The organism is Streptosporangium sp. NPDC006930, from assembly GCF_040635605.1.
GTDB lineage: Bacteria > Actinomycetota > Actinomycetes > Streptosporangiales > Streptosporangiaceae > Streptosporangium.
Map to the genome: position 1 here is coordinate 34,297 of NZ_JBEYID010000034.1, position 15,982 is coordinate 50,278.

12 protein-coding genes are annotated in these 15,982 nt (G+C 65.9%); 4 read left to right on the forward strand and 8 right to left on the reverse strand.

The window, feature by feature from the left end:
* Positions 1 to 44: 44 nt before the first annotated feature.
* Positions 45 to 446, reverse strand: coding sequence for a superoxide dismutase, Ni (gene sodN / locus ABZ664_RS37045; RefSeq protein WP_362521403.1), 402 nt, complete (start codon positions 444 to 446; stop codon positions 45 to 47).
* Between the two features lie 90 nt (positions 447 to 536).
* On the opposite strand from sodN, the gene ABZ664_RS37050 reads away from it, so the two are divergent.
* Entirely contained in the window at positions 537 to 839 is a 303-nt protein-coding gene (locus tag ABZ664_RS37050; RefSeq protein WP_362521406.1) for a S24 family peptidase, read from the forward strand.
* A gap of 2 nt (positions 840 to 841) precedes the next feature.
* On the opposite strand, the gene ABZ664_RS37055 is transcribed toward ABZ664_RS37050, so the two are convergent.
* Positions 842 to 1,372, reverse strand: coding sequence for a CGNR zinc finger domain-containing protein (locus tag ABZ664_RS37055; RefSeq protein WP_362521409.1), 531 nt, complete (start codon positions 1,370 to 1,372; stop codon positions 842 to 844).
* 278 nt (positions 1,373 to 1,650) lie between these two features.
* Here ABZ664_RS37055 and ABZ664_RS37060 point away from each other — a divergent pair, with 278 nt between their 5' ends.
* On the forward strand, positions 1,651 to 2,844 hold the full coding sequence (locus ABZ664_RS37060; RefSeq protein WP_362521493.1) for an NADP-dependent malic enzyme: 1,194 nt from the start codon (positions 1,651 to 1,653) through the stop codon (positions 2,842 to 2,844).
* A 317-nt stretch (positions 2,845 to 3,161) separates the two neighbouring features.
* On the forward strand, positions 3,162 to 4,520 hold the full coding sequence (locus tag ABZ664_RS37065) for a hypothetical protein (protein ID WP_362521412.1): 1,359 nt from the start codon (positions 3,162 to 3,164) through the stop codon (positions 4,518 to 4,520).
* Between the two features lie 269 nt (positions 4,521 to 4,789).
* Here the strand turns inward: ABZ664_RS37065 and ABZ664_RS37070 are convergent, their stop codons facing one another.
* From ABZ664_RS37070 to ABZ664_RS37090, 5 genes are all read right to left on the reverse strand, one after another.
* Positions 4,790 to 6,322, reverse strand: coding sequence for a hypothetical protein (locus tag ABZ664_RS37070; protein WP_362521415.1), 1,533 nt, complete (start codon positions 6,320 to 6,322; stop codon positions 4,790 to 4,792).
* An 842-nt stretch (positions 6,323 to 7,164) separates the two neighbouring features.
* A complete protein-coding gene (locus ABZ664_RS37075) occupies positions 7,165 to 8,682 on the reverse strand; it encodes a hypothetical protein (RefSeq protein WP_362521418.1) in 1,518 nt (505 codons plus the stop codon).
* A 472-nt stretch (positions 8,683 to 9,154) separates the two neighbouring features.
* A complete protein-coding gene (locus tag ABZ664_RS37080) occupies positions 9,155 to 10,315 on the reverse strand; it encodes a hypothetical protein (RefSeq protein ID WP_362521421.1) in 1,161 nt (386 codons plus the stop codon).
* A 125-nt stretch (positions 10,316 to 10,440) separates the two neighbouring features.
* On the reverse strand, positions 10,441 to 11,631 hold the full coding sequence (locus ABZ664_RS37085) for a hypothetical protein (RefSeq protein ID WP_362521427.1): 1,191 nt from the start codon (positions 11,629 to 11,631) through the stop codon (positions 10,441 to 10,443).
* A gap of 217 nt (positions 11,632 to 11,848) precedes the next feature.
* Entirely contained in the window at positions 11,849 to 13,408 is a 1,560-nt protein-coding gene (locus tag ABZ664_RS37090) for a hypothetical protein (protein WP_362521430.1), read from the reverse strand.
* 529 nt (positions 13,409 to 13,937) lie between these two features.
* Here ABZ664_RS37090 and ABZ664_RS37095 point away from each other — a divergent pair.
* Positions 13,938 to 14,291, forward strand: coding sequence for an SSI family serine proteinase inhibitor (locus tag ABZ664_RS37095; RefSeq protein WP_362521433.1), 354 nt, complete (start codon positions 13,938 to 13,940; stop codon positions 14,289 to 14,291).
* A 140-nt stretch (positions 14,292 to 14,431) separates the two neighbouring features.
* On the opposite strand, the gene ABZ664_RS37100 is transcribed toward ABZ664_RS37095, so the two are convergent.
* Entirely contained in the window at positions 14,432 to 15,547 is a 1,116-nt protein-coding gene (locus tag ABZ664_RS37100) for a serine protease (RefSeq protein ID WP_362521436.1), read from the reverse strand.
* Between the last annotated feature and the right edge of the window lie 435 nt (positions 15,548 to 15,982).

Consider the following 15,982-nt stretch of genomic DNA (forward strand, 5'->3'; position numbering starts at 1 on the left):
GATCCGGATCACCGGTGCCCTCTCACAACATCGTTGTGAGGGTTTTAAGCGGCCTTGGTCTCCCAGAAGATCTTGGAGATGTCGTCGATCTTGCCGAGGAGCTCGTCGGCCTTGGCGACGTCGACCGTGCCCTTGCCGCCGGCCGCGCCCGCGAGCTTGGTGGCCTCCCAGAACAGCTGGTGCAGCTGCGGGTAGGTCTCCAGGTGCGGGGGCTTGAAGTAGTCGGTCCACAGCACCCACAGGTGGTGCTTGACCAGCTCGGCCCGCTCCTCCTTGATGGTGAGCGCGCGGGAGCGGAAGACCGGGTCCTCGTTTCCTGCGTACTTCTCCATGATGGCCTTGACGGACTCGGCCTCGATGCGGGCCTGGGCCGGGTCGTACACACCGCAGGGCAGGTCGCAGTGCGCGGAGGCGATGTGCTTGGGGCGCATAAGTCGTGCGAGCATCGGAAATCCTTCCTTGATGCCAGGTTCAGAATGGTCCGGTTAACGACCTTACTCGTCTCCGAATGCCCGCGTGGGAGGGGGTTACGCTCGATGAGAGTCCGTGTCGCGGGTGAGTCGATGTTGCCCGCGTTGCGACCGGGAGACTGGCTCTGGGTGCGGCGCGGCGCGGTCGTGCGGCCCGGTGACCTGGTCGTCGCCCGGCTGCCGTCCGACCCCGCCGTGCTCATCGTCAAGCGCGCCGCGTGGGAGGCGGACGGCGGGTGGTGGCTGGAGAGCGACAATCAGCGCGCGCCGGGGCGGCGCGACAGCTGGGACTTCGGGGCGCTGCCCGCGTCGTCGATCGTCGGCCGGGTGGTGCTGCGCTACTGGCCGGGCCTCTGGCGGGCCAGGTAGCTCTACCTGACGACCTTCTGGCGGGCACGGTAGGCGGCGACGTTGGCCCGGCTGGCACACCGCTCGGAGCAGTAGCGGCGCGACCGGTTGGAGGAGGTGTCGAGATAGGCCCTGCGGCAGGGCGGCGCCTGGCAGAGGCCGAGCCGGTCGACGCCGAGGTCGGTGATCATGGTGGCGAGTCCCATCACCGCTCCCACCGCGTACTGGTCGGCCATCCGGCCTCCCTCGGTGAGGTGCAGGTGCCAGCGCTCGCCGTCGTGACCGGAGATCTGCGGCTGGACCGGGTGGTGGATGAGCAGCGAGTTGAGCCGGTCGACCACCGCCTCCTCGTCGCCGGCCTCCGCGGTCTCGAACACGATCAGCAATTCCTCGCGCAGGTCGCGCAGGGCCTCCAGATCACTCCTGGTGATTCGGCAGCCCGGCCGGTAGCGGCCGCCCTCTTCCAGAAGCAGACGCAGCCCTTCGAGGCCGGTGAGCCGGTCGGGGCTGTTGATCAGTAGTACGGCCAGCTCCGCGTAGGAGGTGAGGTCCATCTGGGGATCCGTCAATGTAAGAGGCGGCATGGATTTCGAGTATTACACGATGTGGTGAGGCTAACACCCGGACGGCGAAAGTGAGTGGACTTCCTCCAGTGGAGGCAGTCTCAACATGTGGCACAATCGAGCAACGGGTGACCCCCGTACCCCTCCTGGCGACCGTGCCCAGTGAGCAGGCCCCGAGCGGCTACAGAAGCCCGGGACGGCTCCTCCGGCCGCCTCCGAAGGAAACATCCGTCTGTCTGACATGAACTACAGGGGTCGCTGTGGCCGTCATGCCATCCTCCGTCTCTCTCGAATCTCTCGATGCCCTCGATCTGGATCCGGCCTTCGCCCTGCACCGCGGCGGCAAGCTGGAGGTCCGCTCCACCGTCCCGGTCCGTGACGCCGACGACCTGGCACTCGCCTACACGCCGGGTGTGGCCAGGGTCTGCAGCGCGATCGCCGACGAGCCCGAGCTGGCCAAGGACTACACCTGGATCTCCAACGTGGTCGCAGTGGTCTCCGACGGCACCGCGGTGCTCGGCCTCGGAGACATCGGGCCCGCCGCCGCCATGCCGGTGATGGAGGGCAAGGCGCTGCTGTTCAAGCAGTTCGCGGACGTCGACGCGGTGCCCATCTGCCTCGACTGCACCAACGTGGACGCGCTGGTCGAGACGATCGTCCGGCTCGCCCCCTCCTTCGGGGGGATCAACCTCGAGGACATCAGCGCGCCCCGCTGCTTCGAGGTCGAGTCGCGCCTGCGCGAGATCCTCGACATCCCCGTCTTCCACGACGACCAGCACGGCACCGCGATCGTCGCGCTGGCCGCGCTGAAGAACGCCGCACGGCTGACCGGCCGCTCGCTGGGAGACCTGCGGGTCGTGGTCGCCGGAGCCGGCGCCTCCGGGATCGCGGTGAGCAGGATTCTCCTCAACGCCGGCATCGGCGACATCGCGGTCGCCGACTCCAAGGGGCTCATCCACGAGGGCCGCGACGGGCTCAACCCGGTGAAGGAGGCCCTGGCGCGCGACAGCAACCGGTCGGGCCTGCGCGGTTCCACCGAGCAGGCGCTCGCGGGGGCCGACGTGTTCGTCGGACTGTCGGGCTCGACGGTCTCGGAGGAGGCGATCGCGTCGATGGCCTCGGGGTCGATCGTCTTCGCGCTGTCCAACCCCACTCCCGAGGTGCGGCCGGAGATCGCGCGCAAGTACGCGCAGGTGGTCGCGACCGGCCGCTCCGACTTCCCCAACCAGATCAACAACGTGCTCGCCTTCCCCGGCGTCTTCCGCGGGGCGCTCGACGTGCGCGCCACCACGATCACCGAGAACATGAAGGTCGCCGCGGCCGAGGCGCTCGCCGGGGTGGTCGAGGACGACGACCTCTCTTCCGACTACGTGATTCCCAGCCCGTTCGACGAGCGCGTGGCTCCGGCGGTCGTCGCCGCTGTCGCCGCGCAGGCCCGTGCCGACGGGGTCGCCCGCCTCTAGGAGACACCGCACAGGTCACGAACGGTTCCCGGAACGGTTCCCGGATCGGAGAGGTCGCCCGCCTCCGGGGGCACCTCGTCGGAGGGGTCGCTCGGCTCCACGGGACACCTCACAGGCAGCGCGATCACCGACGCCCCTCGCCCGAACGGCGAGGGGCGTCCGTGCTTTCCGGAAACCCCGACGTTCGTCACGGATCGTGCTATAAAAAGAGCTCTCAGTTACCTATGTGCGTAAGGTGTGCATCAGGTGGCCGCTGCGCGCACGGCCGGATCGCGCGCGTTGTCGGCATCCAAGCGGTTCTCGCGGTGAGGGGAGCTATGGAACGCGAGCCCAACCGACTACTCCAGAGGCTCATCGCCGAGGCGGGCTTCACCCACAAAGGACTGGCACGCCGGCTCAACGATCTCGGCGCGGCTCGTGGCCTGTCCGGTCTGAGGTACGACCACAGTTCCGTGCTGCGCTGGATCGCGGGCCAGCGGCCGAGGGACCCGGTCACGGGGCTGCTCGCCGAGATCTTCGCGCTCCGGCTCGGCAGGGCCATGAGCCCCGAGGATCTCGGCCTGTCGGCCGTTCTGACGCCGCTCGACCTCGGGCAGGAGTTCGACCACACGTGGCAGGAGGGAATCTCGACCGTGACAGCACTGTGGCGCGGGGACGTGGAGAGACGCAGGTTCTTGCTCGACTCCACCTTCGCGATCGGGGCCGGGTCCGCCGGGGCGGTGCGCTGGCTCACCCTTCCGTTGGAGGGCCGCCCCGAGGGGCAGGGCAACCGGCGCGTCGGCATGGACGACATCGCGGCGATCCGGGAGGTCACCCGGTCTTTCGGGGAGCTGGACAACAGGTTCGGCGGCGGGAGGGTTCGGCCCGCCGTCGTGAAATATCTAGACACGTCGGTCGCGCCGCTCCTCGCCGACGGCTCGTACGCCGAGAACACCGGAAAGGCGCTGGCGTCGGCCGCCGCCGAGCTGACCCGGCTGGCCGGATGGATGGCCTACGACCTGGAGCAGCACGGCCTGGCCCAGCGCTACCTGATCCAGGCGCTGCGCCTGGCGCGCGGGGCGGGCGACCACGGGCTCGGCGGTGAGATCCTCGCGGGGATGAGCCACCAGGCCATATACATAGGACAGCCCGCTCACGCGCTCGACCTGGCCAGGGCGGCGCAACTCTCGGCCCGGCGGGCAGGGATCTTCGCGCTGCTCGCCGAGACGCACGTGCTGGAGGCCCACGCGCACGCGGCACTGGACGACCGCGCGGCGTGCGCGAGCTCCCTCCACGAGGCCGAACTCTCCTTCGACCGGCGCAGGGCCGGCCACGAGCCCGACTGGATCGCCTACTTCGACGAGGCCTACCTGGCGGCGAAGGTCGCGCACTGCTTCCGCGACCTGGGCGACGGGCCGGGCACGGTAGGGCACGCGAGACGCTCGCTGGAGATGGACGGGCGTTACGTACGCGGGCGGATGTTCAACCTGTCGCTGCTCTCGGCCGGGCTGCTCGCCTCGGGGGAGCTGGAGGAGGCCTGTTCTGTCGCGGTGGAGGCGCTGGAGCTGGCGAAGGGCCTGGAATCGGCCAGGACGCGGTCGTACGTCGCCGACCTGCGGCGCAGGCTGGAGCCTTACGCCGCCGAGCGGCCGGTGGTGGAGCTGAACGAGCGGGTGGGGGAGCTCGACTCCGCCTGAGCTCGATCTTCTCTTCACTGAGCGCCGTCCCTTTGGCGCGGCCCTCGTGAGGAGGTTCTCGTGAAGAGGGAGGGGCGTTCTCTCAGAGGCCGGCTGTCGTCTGCACGCTCGGGGAGCCTTCTGCGAGAAGACCGGATTCGGTGGGGGAATGGCCGAGGGGGGCCCGGCTGGTGCCGGGCCCCCCTCGGGTGATGCTTTGGGTGGAGCTGGTGTTGCTGTGGGTCTGAGGTTTGGACCCTCAGGCCCGGGTGATCGTCAGGGAGCTACTACTACTTGACGATCGAGCCCGACCACACCGCGGCGGCCTTCTTGTAGATGGCCGCGGTCTCACCGTCGAAGTACGGCGAGGTGATGAGGTCGTAGCGACCGTTGCTGTCCTGGTCACCGAAGAGGCTGGTGACACCGTTGACGTAGCCCAGACGCTTGGCGTTGCTGTACTTGGCGAGCCAGGGGCCACCGTCGGCGCCGGGGGTGAAGGAGCTCTTGAGGCCAACGTGCTCCTCAACCTTCGTGGCAGCCTGCACGTACTTCTGCGCGTTGGTCTTGCCGTAGGTCCACTTCGGCGTGACACCGGTGTAGGCCTTGTTGCCGTCGGGGTGCGCGTCGGCCGGGTAGCCGAACACGAACACCGTCTGCTGCGGCTTCTGGTTCCAGGTGAAGCCCTGGCCACCGACGTTGTCACCGAGCTTGCCGGTGTCCTTGATGAAGCCCTCGACGATGATGAAGGTGTCCTTGAGGTACTTCGTGGTCTTGGACTCCTTCACCCACTTCTCGAGGTAGTAGTGGGTGATGGTGTAGTTGCCCACGCCATCGATCTTGCGGTAGCCGGGGCCGGTGTAGGCGTCGTAGACGGCCTTGGTGACGTGCTCAGTGACGAAGTAGTCCTTGTAGCCCTGGCCCTCACCGCTGGGGGCGGCGTCGTACTGAGCCTTGGTGACCTCGTCCTGAACCTTGACGGCCTTGTACCAAACGCCGTCGATCTTTTCCTTCCAGTCCGGGCCGACAAGGACCTGGGAGGACTCCTCCTTGGCGTAGCAGTCGGAGGTCTCCTTCCCGTTGAAGTCCTTGCACTCCTCGTACTGGGCCTTGGTGATCTCGCTGGTCTTGACGACCTTGGGACCAGTGAACTTGTCGTACTCGTCCTTGGACACGGCCTTGCCGGTTCCGCCACCGATCTGGACACCGTTGTACACGGTCACGAACGCGTAGTCGCGGTCGTAGTCCTCGTAGTTGGCGAAGTCGTAGTGCGTGTACGCCGTCTTACCGACGTAGATGCCCCACGGGGTCTTGCCCTGGTAGTAGCCGGGGACGAAGACCCAGTTGTCCATGACGCTGGCGTCGGCCTTGTCGTCGTAGACGCAGTGACCGGCCGTGGCGACCAGGTTGCGGTACTGCGACTGGATCGAGGTGGCCGAGCACCACTTCAGCGCGCCCTTGGAGTCAACGAAGAACACCTTGCCGATGGACTTCGGCAGGTTGATGTTCTTGACCTTCGCGGCGGCCTTCTTCTCTTCACCGGTCGGCTTGACCTCGCCGGGCTTGCCGTCGGCGACGTAGCCGCCACCGGCGTTCAGCTTCGGCGTGGCCTTGGTCTCCCAGGTGTAGGGGGTGGCCTTGGCCAGGTTGTTCGTGTGACCGTTCGCCGCGAGCCAGAACTCGGCGACGTCGACCGCGGCCGGAGCGTCCTTGGCCATGGTGTCGTAGGCCCAGTCCGGGGCGGCGTTGGCGGTGCCGGCCAGACCAGCGGCCAGCAGACCGGTGGCCAGAACGGCGCCACCGGCGGGGAGGAGAATGCGCTTCAAGGGAAACTCCTTGGTCTGATGTGGAACGCCTCTTGCGTCCCATGCGTCAGTAAAGGGATTGCCAGAAACATACAGCGCCGATCTTGAACACCGGAAGCCGGTTTGGGGATCAAAGACTTCCTTGATCGTTTCGATGCCATTCTGTGATGTTTGGACTCCCGTGAAGCCAATGCTGGAGATCTATAGGTTTGTGCAGATGGTCGTAATCTTGTTGTTGAAGTGACGGATGTGTTGTGACTGATCGGACACATTCCGTTACCAAGCATATGTGACGCAGATCACATCAATCTGATGGCACCGATTCCGCGGGAACCGCGTCTAAAGAGCCGTCGATTCGGGATCCGGGCTCTCGGGCGGGCCGGACGGCACGCGAAACGCATGCGGAAAACCCCTCCCTTCTCGCGCCTCCCGTGAGGGCTTGATCCTTTCGCTGTCGGACCTTGGCCGCAGGACGGGATTTCCGGCTTGGAGGATCTGGTCCCGTCTGAGAACGCGATCTGGCGGCATGGAGGCGGGATGATCACCGTCCAAGGACGCGTGAGACGTCGCGAGGGAACATCCGCGATCTCCGGGAACCCGTCGGACCCGGCACCGCCAGGAATTCCGATGGACGACACCCGCGACTGGACGGCATCCCGACAACGTCGAAGGGCCCGGCACATGCCGGGCCCTTCGACGTATGTGTGGAACGGTCGCCGATTCCGCGACGCATCCCGGTGGGGAATGGCCGAGGGGGCCCGGCTGGTGCCGGGCCCCCTCGGGTGATGCTTTGGGTGGAGCTGGTGTTGCTGTGGGTCTGAGGTTTGGACCCTCAGGCCCGGGTGATCGTCAGGGAGCTACTACTACTTGACGATCGAGCCCGACCACACCGCGGCGGCCTTCTTGTAGATGGCCGCGGTCTCACCGTCGAAGTACGGCGAGGTGATGAGGTCGTAGCGACCGTTGCTGTCCTGGTCACCGAAGAGGCTGGTGACACCGTTGACGTAGCCCAGGCGCTTGGCGTTGCTGTACTTGGCGAGCCAGGGGCCACCGTCGGCGCCGGGGGTGAAGGAGCTCTTGAGGCCAACGTGCTCCTCAACCTTCGTGGCAGCCTGCACGTACTTCTGCGCGTTGGTCTTGCCGTAGGTCCACTTCGGCGTGACACCGGTGTAGGCCTTGTTGCCGTCGGGGTGCGCGTCGGCCGGGTAGCCGAACACGAACACCGTCTGCTGCGGCTTCTGGTTCCAGGTGAAGCCCTGGCCACCGACGTTGTCACCGAGCTTGCCGGTGTCCTTGATGAAGCCGTCGATGACGTAGAAGACCGTCTTGTAGTACGACTTGATGTCGGTCTTCTTCACCCAGAACTTGAGGTAGTAGTGGGTGATGGTGTAGTTGCCCTTGCCATCGATCTTGCGGTAGCCGGGGCCGCTGTAGGCGTCGTACTGAGCCTTGGTGACGTGCTCGACCTTGGTCGCCCAGTGAGCCTTGGCACCGTTGGTGCCGTGAGCGCTGGGGGCCTTGTCGTAGTCGTCCTTGGAGACTTCCTGCAGCGTCAGAACGGCGCCGGGGTAGTTCGGGCCGACCGGGTCCTTGACGGTCTCGGCCTTGGCCCACGCGGCGGCGGTCTCGCCACCGTGCAGGTCGACGGTCTTCTTGTACTCCGCCTCGGAGATCGCGACGTCCTTGGCGAACTTCGCGCCGGTGGAGGCCTCGTAGTCCTTCTGGCTGACTTCCTTGGCGGTGCCGCCACCGATCTGGACACCGTTGTACACGGTCACGAACGCGTAGTCGCGGTCGTAGTCCTCGTAGTTGGCGAAGTCGTAGTGCGTGTACGCCGTCTTACCGACGTAGATGCCCCACGGGGTCTTGCCCTGGTAGTAGCCGGGGACGAAGACCCAGTTGTCCATGACGCTGGCGTCGGCCTTGTCGTCGTAGACGCAGTGGCCGGCCGTGGCGACCAGGTTGCGGTACTGCGACTGGATCGAGGTGGCCGAGCACCACTTCAGCGCGCCCTTGGAGTCAACGAAGAACACCTTGCCGATGGACTTCGGCAGGTTGATGTTCTTGACCTTCGCGGCGGCCTTCTTCTCTTCACCGGTCGGCTTGACCTCGCCGGGCTTGCCGTCGGCGACGTAGCCGCCACCGGCGTTCAGCTTCGGCGTGGCCTTGGTCTCCCAGGTGTAGGGGGTGGCCTTGGCCAGGTTGTTCGTGACGCCGTTGGCCGCGAGCCAGAACTTGGCGACGTCGACCGCGGCCGGAGCGTCCTTGGCCATGGTGTCGTAGGCCCAGTCCGGGGCGGCGTTGGCGGTGCCGGCCAGACCGGCGGCGAGCAGACCGGTGGCCAGAACGGCGCCACCGGCGGGGAGGAGGATGCGCTTCAAGGGAAACTCCTTGGTCTGATGTGGAACGCCTCTTGCGTCCCAAACCTCAGTAAAGGGATTGCCAGAAACATACAGCGCAGATCTTGAACACCGGAAGCCGGTTCGAGGGGGAAGAGGCGGACCTGGCGGGCCGAGACCGTTTCGTGATGTTTAGACGCCTCTGATGCTGATGTTGCGGTTGAGGTGGGATCAGACTGTTTCCGCAGGTAGGGGTGATCGTGAGGCGAAAGTGACTGATGGGGGGTGATCGACCTGTCGAGGTGAGTCATGATCGACATGTGATGCAGATCACACTGGATCGGTGGCACCGATTTCGGGGTGGGCACGTCTAACGCGCTCACATCCGGTCGGAGAAACTTCCGGATCCCCCCGGGAAACGCTTTTCGGCCCCGGAAAACGGGTGCGGGACCCGGCGCTGCGCGCCGGGTCCCGCGAATGGTCAGGAGGGTGAGAGCCCCTCAGGAGATACGAGTCACCTGTAGAGCTCGCCGTTCGGGCCGACGATCCTGCCGGACCACACGTTGGCGGCCTTGCGGTAGATGTCGGCGGTCTCGCCGTCGAAGTACGGCGAGGTGATGAGGTCGTAGCGGTCGTTCTGGTCCTGGTCGCCGAACAGGCTGGTGACGCCGTTGACGAGCCCCAGGCGCGTGGAGCTGCTGTACTGCGAGATCCACGGTCCGCCGTCGGCGCCCGGGGTGAGGGCGCCCTTGAGGCCGACGTGCTCCTCGACCTTGTGCGCCGCGGAGACGTACTCCTTGCCCGACGTCTTGCCGTACACGTACTTGGGCGTCACGCCGCTGTAGGGCTTGTTGCCGTCGGGGTGCGGGGCGGTGGGGTAGCCGAAGGCGTAGACGGTCTTGCCGGTCCTCTGGTTCCAGGTGAAACCCTGGCCACCGACGTTGTCGCCGAGACGGCCGACGTCCTTCGACAGCAGGATGTGGTATCGCGAGCCACGTGACCACTTGGGTCCGCTGAACCCGTTGTACTCACGCTTGGTGACCTGCCTGACCCCGTTGAAGGCGACGCCGTTGTAGACCGTGACGAAGGCGTAGTCCTTGTCGTAGTCCTCGTAGTTGGCGAAGTCGTAGTGCGTCCACGCCGACTTGCCGACGTAGATGCCCCAGGGGGTCTTGCCCTGGTAGTAGCCGGGGACGAAGACCCACTTGTCGAGGGTGTCGCTGTTGCTGCCCGGGTCGTAGACGCAGTGGCCGGCCGTGGCGACGAGGTTGCGGTACCTGCCCTGGATCGAGGTGGCCGAGCACCAGCGGTACTCGCCGTTGACGACGAAGAACACCTTGCCGATGGTCCTGGGCAGGTTGACGTTCTTGGCGGTCGACGGGGTGCCCTTCTGCGAGCCGGTCGGACCGACGCTGCCGGGCCTGCCGTCGGGGGAGAAGCCGCCGCCGACCTTCATCTTCGGCGCCCCGGGGTCGGGGTTGTAGACCGTCGCCTTCTTGAGGGCGGCGAAGTTCGAGGCCGCCCAGAAGTTGATGACCGAGATCGCCGAGGCGTTGTTCCTCGCCATCGGGTCGGTCGCCCAGTCGGGGGCCGCCTGGGCGGTGCCGACCAGGGTGGTGGTCAGCAGGGCGGTGGCGGCTGCGGCGCCACCGAGGGGGAGAAGAGAGTGCTTCAAAAGACGAGCTCCTTGCGCTGCAACGTTCCCGGACGTCCGGGAACTGCGGGACGACAAGCAACCTATGCAGCGATCGGCGGAGCAAACCCCGCATAAGGGTCTCTTAAGTCTCTCTTAAGGCGGCGTTATGGTCGGGGCGCCTGCTGGGTCGCGGCCCAGTGGTAGACGACGTAGGTCGACGCGATGAAGTACGGCGAGGAGATCCTGTCGAACCTGCGGTCGGTGTTGACGTCCCAGGCGAAGCTGTTGACGCCGTTGAGGTAGCCGAGGCCGTTGCGGTAGGAGATCAGCCAGGGGCCGCCGCTCGCGCCGTTGGTGAAACCACAGGTCAGGGCGATGCCCTGCTCGACCAGGCGGGTGGGGGCCTTCACCTTGATGGTGCGTCCGTCGCACCACTTCAGCCGTTGACCGTCGTAGGGCCGGTAGCCGTCGGGGTGCGGGGCGGCGGGATAGCCGAAGGCGACCGTGGACAGGCCGGTGCCGCGGTTGGTCACCATGCCCTGCCCGCCGACGTTGTCCTCCAGGCTCCCGACGCTCTCCATCTCGTAGGTGCCGGACGTCTTGCCGGCCTTCCACTTGAAGCCGTCGTGCACGGTGACGAACGCGTAGTCGTAGTCGTAGTCACCTTGGCCGACGAAGTCCTCGTGCAGGTTGAGCGAGTGGCCGACGTAGATCCCGTACGGGGTGTTGCCCTTGTCGTAGCCGGGGATGAAGATCCAGTATTCGGCCTGGCTGCCCGTCTTGGCGTCGTAGGCGCAGTGCCCGGCCGTCGCGACCAGATTACGGTTGGCCGCCGCCACGGAGGAGGCGGAGCACCAGTAGTCCTTGGCGCCGATCCGGAAGAACACCTTGCCCACGGTCACCGGCGAGCCGCCGGAGGACGGGACCCGCTTCTTCGGGAGAGTGGGCTTGACGACCGGCGCGGCCTTCCCGGACGTGGTGGAGCTCTTCCCGCCGGTGGCCGCGCTGCTCTCCCCGCCGCCGGATGCCGCGGCGGCGGTGGCGCTTCCCGGCGTGGCGCTCCCCGAGGGGCCGCTGGAGGAGGGGGACGCGGAAGGGGGAGAGGCGGAGGAGGGAGGATTGCCGGGCGCGGCCGGCACGTTGTCCATCGCCTGCTTGAGCCTGGCAGGGCTCCAGTACTCCGCGATCCGCTTCATGTCGGCGCTGCTCTTGGTCAGCGTGATCGAGGTGATCCCGTTGGGAGCCCCGTACAGCGGGGCGGCCGCCGCGCTCCCGGCGAACGCGAACGTCGCGGTCACACAGGCGGCGACCAGCCCGCCGAGTGTGGCCGTGAGCCGCCGAGCGCGGGAGGACATGGGGGGGATCCTTTCCGGGGACCGAGGAGTTTCTGGTGACTACCAGGGACGTAAGGGGTGATTTTTCCAGATCAACTTGGTTTTGGGCAGTTCGTTGGACCGATCCGCTCTTACTCTGTTATCTGATCAGTGTGCCTGACGGTGTATAAGCACCCCGTGAAGGTGGAAAAAGGGGCCCGATGTGCACCGGGCCCCTTCTCGTTCACGAAGCCTGTGCCTAGGCGGGAAGCTTCCCGGTCCAGAGGTTGGCGGCGTGCTTGTAGATGCCGTACGTCTCACCGTTGAAGTACGGGGTGGTGACGCGGTCGTAGCGCTTGTTGCCGTCACTGTCGATCGTGAGGCTCACGACACCGTTGAGGTAACCGGTCCGCTTGGCGTTCTTGTACTGCAGCAGGAAGGGTCCGCCGCTCGCGCCCGGGGTGAAGGCGCACTTGATCGCCTGGTGCTCCTCGGCCTTGTAGGCCGCCACGACGGGCGCGGCGGTGGTCGTGCCGTAGCACCACTTCTGGGTGTGACCGGAGTACGGCTTGTTGCCGTCGAGGTGGGCCGAGGTCGGGTAGCCGAACGTGAAGACCTTCTTGCCCAGCTTCTGGTTCCAGCTGAAGCCCTGGCCGCCGACGTTGTCGCCGAGACGGCCCGCGTCGGCCACCGTCGAGATGTAGTGACGGTAGATCACGTACTTCACGGACGCAGTCTTCTTGATGTACTTCACCACGAAGTAGTACGTGATGGTGTAGTTGCCCTTGGAATCGATCTTCCGGTAGCCAAGACCCTTGTAGGCGTCGTACTCGGTCTTGGTGACGTGGTCGACGCGGGTCTCGAGCTTGGAGCCGGCCTTGGGCCAGTCGGACTGCGGCAGGTCCCTGCCCTTGAGCGTGACCTTGTCGTTCTTCAGGCCGTAGACCTCGCCGGCGACCTTCTCCCAGGTCCACTTGTCCGTCTCGGTGGCGACGGCGAGGGCACCCTTGTACTGGGGGCCGACCTCGTCGTCGGAGGAGACGTTCTCGACCTTGCCCAGGCCGCCCTTCTGGGTCCACTTGTCGTAGGCCTCGAAGTCGACCGTGGTGGCGGACTCACGGCCGACGCCGCCCTTGTCCATGTGCGCCTTGAAGGTCTTGTAGTCGACCTCCTTCTCGGGCTGCTGCTTGATGCCGTTGTAGACGTTGACGAAGGCGTAGTCGTAGTCGTAGTCCTCGTAGACCGTGAAGTCGTCGTGGGTGTTGACCTTGGCGCCGACGTAGATGCCCCAGGGAGCCTTGCCCTGGTAGTAGCCGGGGATGAACACGAAGTTGCCGTACGGCTTGTTCGTGTCGGTGTCGTAGACGCAGTGGGCCGCGGTGGCGACCAGGTTGCGGAACTTCGACTGCACGGCGCTACCGGAGCACCAACGCTCCTTGCCCTTGTCGTCGACGAAGAAGACCTTGCCGACGGTGATGGGGAGGTTCACGTTCCGCGACTTGCCGGCGCTCTTGCCGCCCTCACCGGTGGGGGCGACGACGCCGGGCTTGCCGTCGGCGGCGGCCTTGGCGGCGCCCGTCTTGGTCAGCTTGGCGGAGACGGTGGAGTCGGCGGTGTAGGTCGCCGCGGACTTGAGCTTCGATGCCGTCCAGTAGCCCGCGATGGCCTTCGCGTTACCGGAGGGGGTGAGGGCCGACGACTTGATGTCGGGGTTGGCCGTGCTCGCCTGTGCGGTGGCGGGGAGGGTGGCGCCGATCATCGTGGCGGCAGCGAGGGCACCGCCCACGGGGAGGATGAGGCGCTTGGCTCGGGAGTTCAATGAAGCTCCTTCTTTGTCATGGGTCGTCGCTCGGGACGGCAACCCACGCATGCGTAAAGAGACAAGAGGTGACCGTACTCGGTAAAGATGGGTTAAAAAGCTATAAAACGGGCAGTCAGTTGGACCGTTATATTTTTGTTACAAAATCTATGGAACCGGGAACCCGCAGGGACCGTCTGATCTACTTCATCTTGATCGGGGCCCCCGCCGCGGGTCATGTGACCGTATGAACTGGGGAAACACCGGGGCTGGTGGCCGTCTCACGAGTGCGGGAGAGGGCAGGCTGAGCCGGCATCCGCGTCACACGTCCTCGGGAGATCTCATGCGGCGTCTTCTTTGCCTTGCTCTCGCCGGTCTTCTCCACTTCTCGGGTACGGCCGCAGCGTCCACACCGCCCCCTCGCGACCCCGTTCCCGGGCCGCAGGTGCGGCCCGATGACCGAGGACCGCAGGTGAGGAGACCGCTCCCGCTCCATCCGGGCGAGCCCGCCCAGATCATGCCCGCACCGGTGAGACCGTTTCCCGGGGAAATGCCCTCGCGTAGCGGCAAGGTGCTCGTGCTGAGCCTCGCGCGGGGAGAGAAGCCTCTGCCCGCGCTGGGCCACGCCCTGCTGCTGTGCGATCGGCTCGGCGGCACCCATCCCGACGCGGTCCACGCGTGCGCGTTGCTCACCGACGTGCTGGGCGATCCCGGCAAGCTCAGGCCGAGGCCGGGGGTGGCCTGCACGTTGGAGTACGACCCGGTCACGGTGACCGCCACCGGGGTATGGAACGGTCGCTTCATCCGGTTCGAACGCATCTACGGCAGCCTCTGCTCGATGCGGGCCGCCACCGGCCCCCTCTTCGCCTTCACGGACAACCTTGGGAGGTCGGTGCGTGCATAGAACGTTCCCGGGCGAAGTGGCGGCCTTCCCCGAAGCGATCCGGAGACCGGGTTCGTGGTCGGCCGCCACCCGTACGGGACGGGTCCTCCTCGTTCACTCCGGCCGGCCGAATGGCCTTACAGCCGGCCGGAGCGCGCGAGTCAGCTGGTCCAGCGGTTGGCCGCGGTCTTGTAGACCTTGTAGGTGTCGCCGTTGAAATACGGCGAGGAGATCTTGTCGTACCGGTCGTTCTTGTCGGTGTCCCAGGCGATGCTGTTCACGCCGACCAGGTAGCCGGTCCGGCTGGAGTTCTTGTACTTGTAGAGCCAGGGGCCGCCGCTCGCGCCCGAGGTGAAGGCGCACTTGAAGCCGACGTGCTCCTGGACGTTGTACTTCGGCGCGGCCGGCATGGCGCCGGTCGTGCCGTAGCACCACTTCATCGTGCGGCCGGAGAAGGGCTTGTCGCCGTCGGGGTGCAGGCCGGCCGGGTAGCCGAAGGAGAAGACGGAGTTCTTCACCTTCTGGTTCCAGGCGAAGCCCTGCCCGCCGACGTTGTCGCCGAGACGGCCGACGTTCTTGATGATCGGCTGCCACTTGCCGTCCTTGTCCTTTTCCCAGTTCACCTTGAACCCGGAGTGGACGTTGACGAAGGCGTAGTCGTAGTCGTAGTCCTCCTTCACCACGAAGTCGTCGTGCGCGTTGAACCACTTGGCCGCGTAGATGCCGTAGGGGTTCTTGCCGTCCCACGCCTGGTTGCCGTCCCAGTAGGACGGGATGAAGATCCAGTTGTCGTAGAACTGGTTGGTCTTCACGTCGTAGACGCAGTGCGCGGAGGTGGCGACCACGTTGCGGTACTTGCCCTGGACCGAACTGCCTGAGCAGTACTTCCAGCTCTTCGGATCCGCAGGGTTGGCGCCGGGCAGGGTGAAGAAGATGCGCCCGACGGTGTTGGGCAGGTTCACCTGCTTGCTCTTGGCGGACTTGGCGCCCTCCGCGCCGATCGGCGGGACCGACCCGCCGGGGCCGTCGGGGCCCGCGGCGTTGGAGGACCTGCCGCCCTTGACGCTCAGGTCGACGTCGCCGGTGGCGTCGGTGGCCTTGCGCATGCGCTCGGGCGACCAGAAGGCGGTGGCCTCGCCTGCCGTCTCGGAGGCGGCGGAACTGACCACGTCCTTGGGGGCCGTACCGGCGTTGGCACCGGTGGTGGCGCCGATCACTCCGGCGATCATGAGAACACCGGTGAGGGGGATCGTGAGGCGCCGTGCTCGGGAATTCATGAAGCTCCTTTCGTTCTCAGCGGGGAGACGGGACTTCTCCTCGCCGGGAAAACGATCGGAACGTTACTGACTGGATCGAGCACTCGGCAGGAATTGACGGGAAAAAGTCTCGGTCGGTTCCATCCGATGCTGTCTCGTTATTTAAATAGCTATTTGTTATAACTTAACGAATAGGCATTTCCGCAGCTCACCATGGCTGTGTGGTGGTCGCTAGGACATCGCCGGCACCATCGGTAACAGCGATTACCGAGAGCTTCTCAAGTAACTCCGGTATCTTCCGGCCGTGGAGCGAAGTGACCTTCTTGGTGCTGTGTCACGGCTTCTCATGGTCATTTTCCGGGAGACGGTACAGGGTTCTCGCGGGCGCGAGAGCGATATTGGAACACGGGTCCCGCGACACGGATGTCGCACCACGGACCCCGGAACACGGCCCCC

What these genes read in the sequence shown, in the direction of transcription:
- sodN (WP_362521403.1), bottom strand. Translation starts at nt 446, where the DNA reads ATGCTCGCACGACTTATGCGCCCCAAGCACATCGCCTCCGCGCACTGC.
- ABZ664_RS37065 (WP_362521412.1), top strand. Translation starts at nt 3,162, where the DNA reads ATGGAACGCGAGCCCAACCGACTACTCCAGAGGCTCATCGCCGAGGCG.
- ABZ664_RS37095 (WP_362521433.1), top strand. Translation starts at nt 13,938, where the DNA reads ATGCCCTCGCGTAGCGGCAAGGTGCTCGTGCTGAGCCTCGCGCGGGGA.
- ABZ664_RS37100 (WP_362521436.1), bottom strand. Translation starts at nt 15,547, where the DNA reads ATGAATTCCCGAGCACGGCGCCTCACGATCCCCCTCACCGGTGTTCTC.
- ABZ664_RS37055 (WP_362521409.1), bottom strand. Translation starts at nt 1,372, where the DNA reads ATGGACCTCACCTCCTACGCGGAGCTGGCCGTACTACTGATCAACAGC.
- ABZ664_RS37085 (WP_362521427.1), bottom strand. Translation starts at nt 11,631, where the DNA reads ATGTCCTCCCGCGCTCGGCGGCTCACGGCCACACTCGGCGGGCTGGTC.
- ABZ664_RS37060 (WP_362521493.1), top strand. Translation starts at nt 1,651, where the DNA reads ATGCCATCCTCCGTCTCTCTCGAATCTCTCGATGCCCTCGATCTGGAT.
- ABZ664_RS37050 (WP_362521406.1), top strand. Translation starts at nt 537, where the DNA reads ATGAGAGTCCGTGTCGCGGGTGAGTCGATGTTGCCCGCGTTGCGACCG.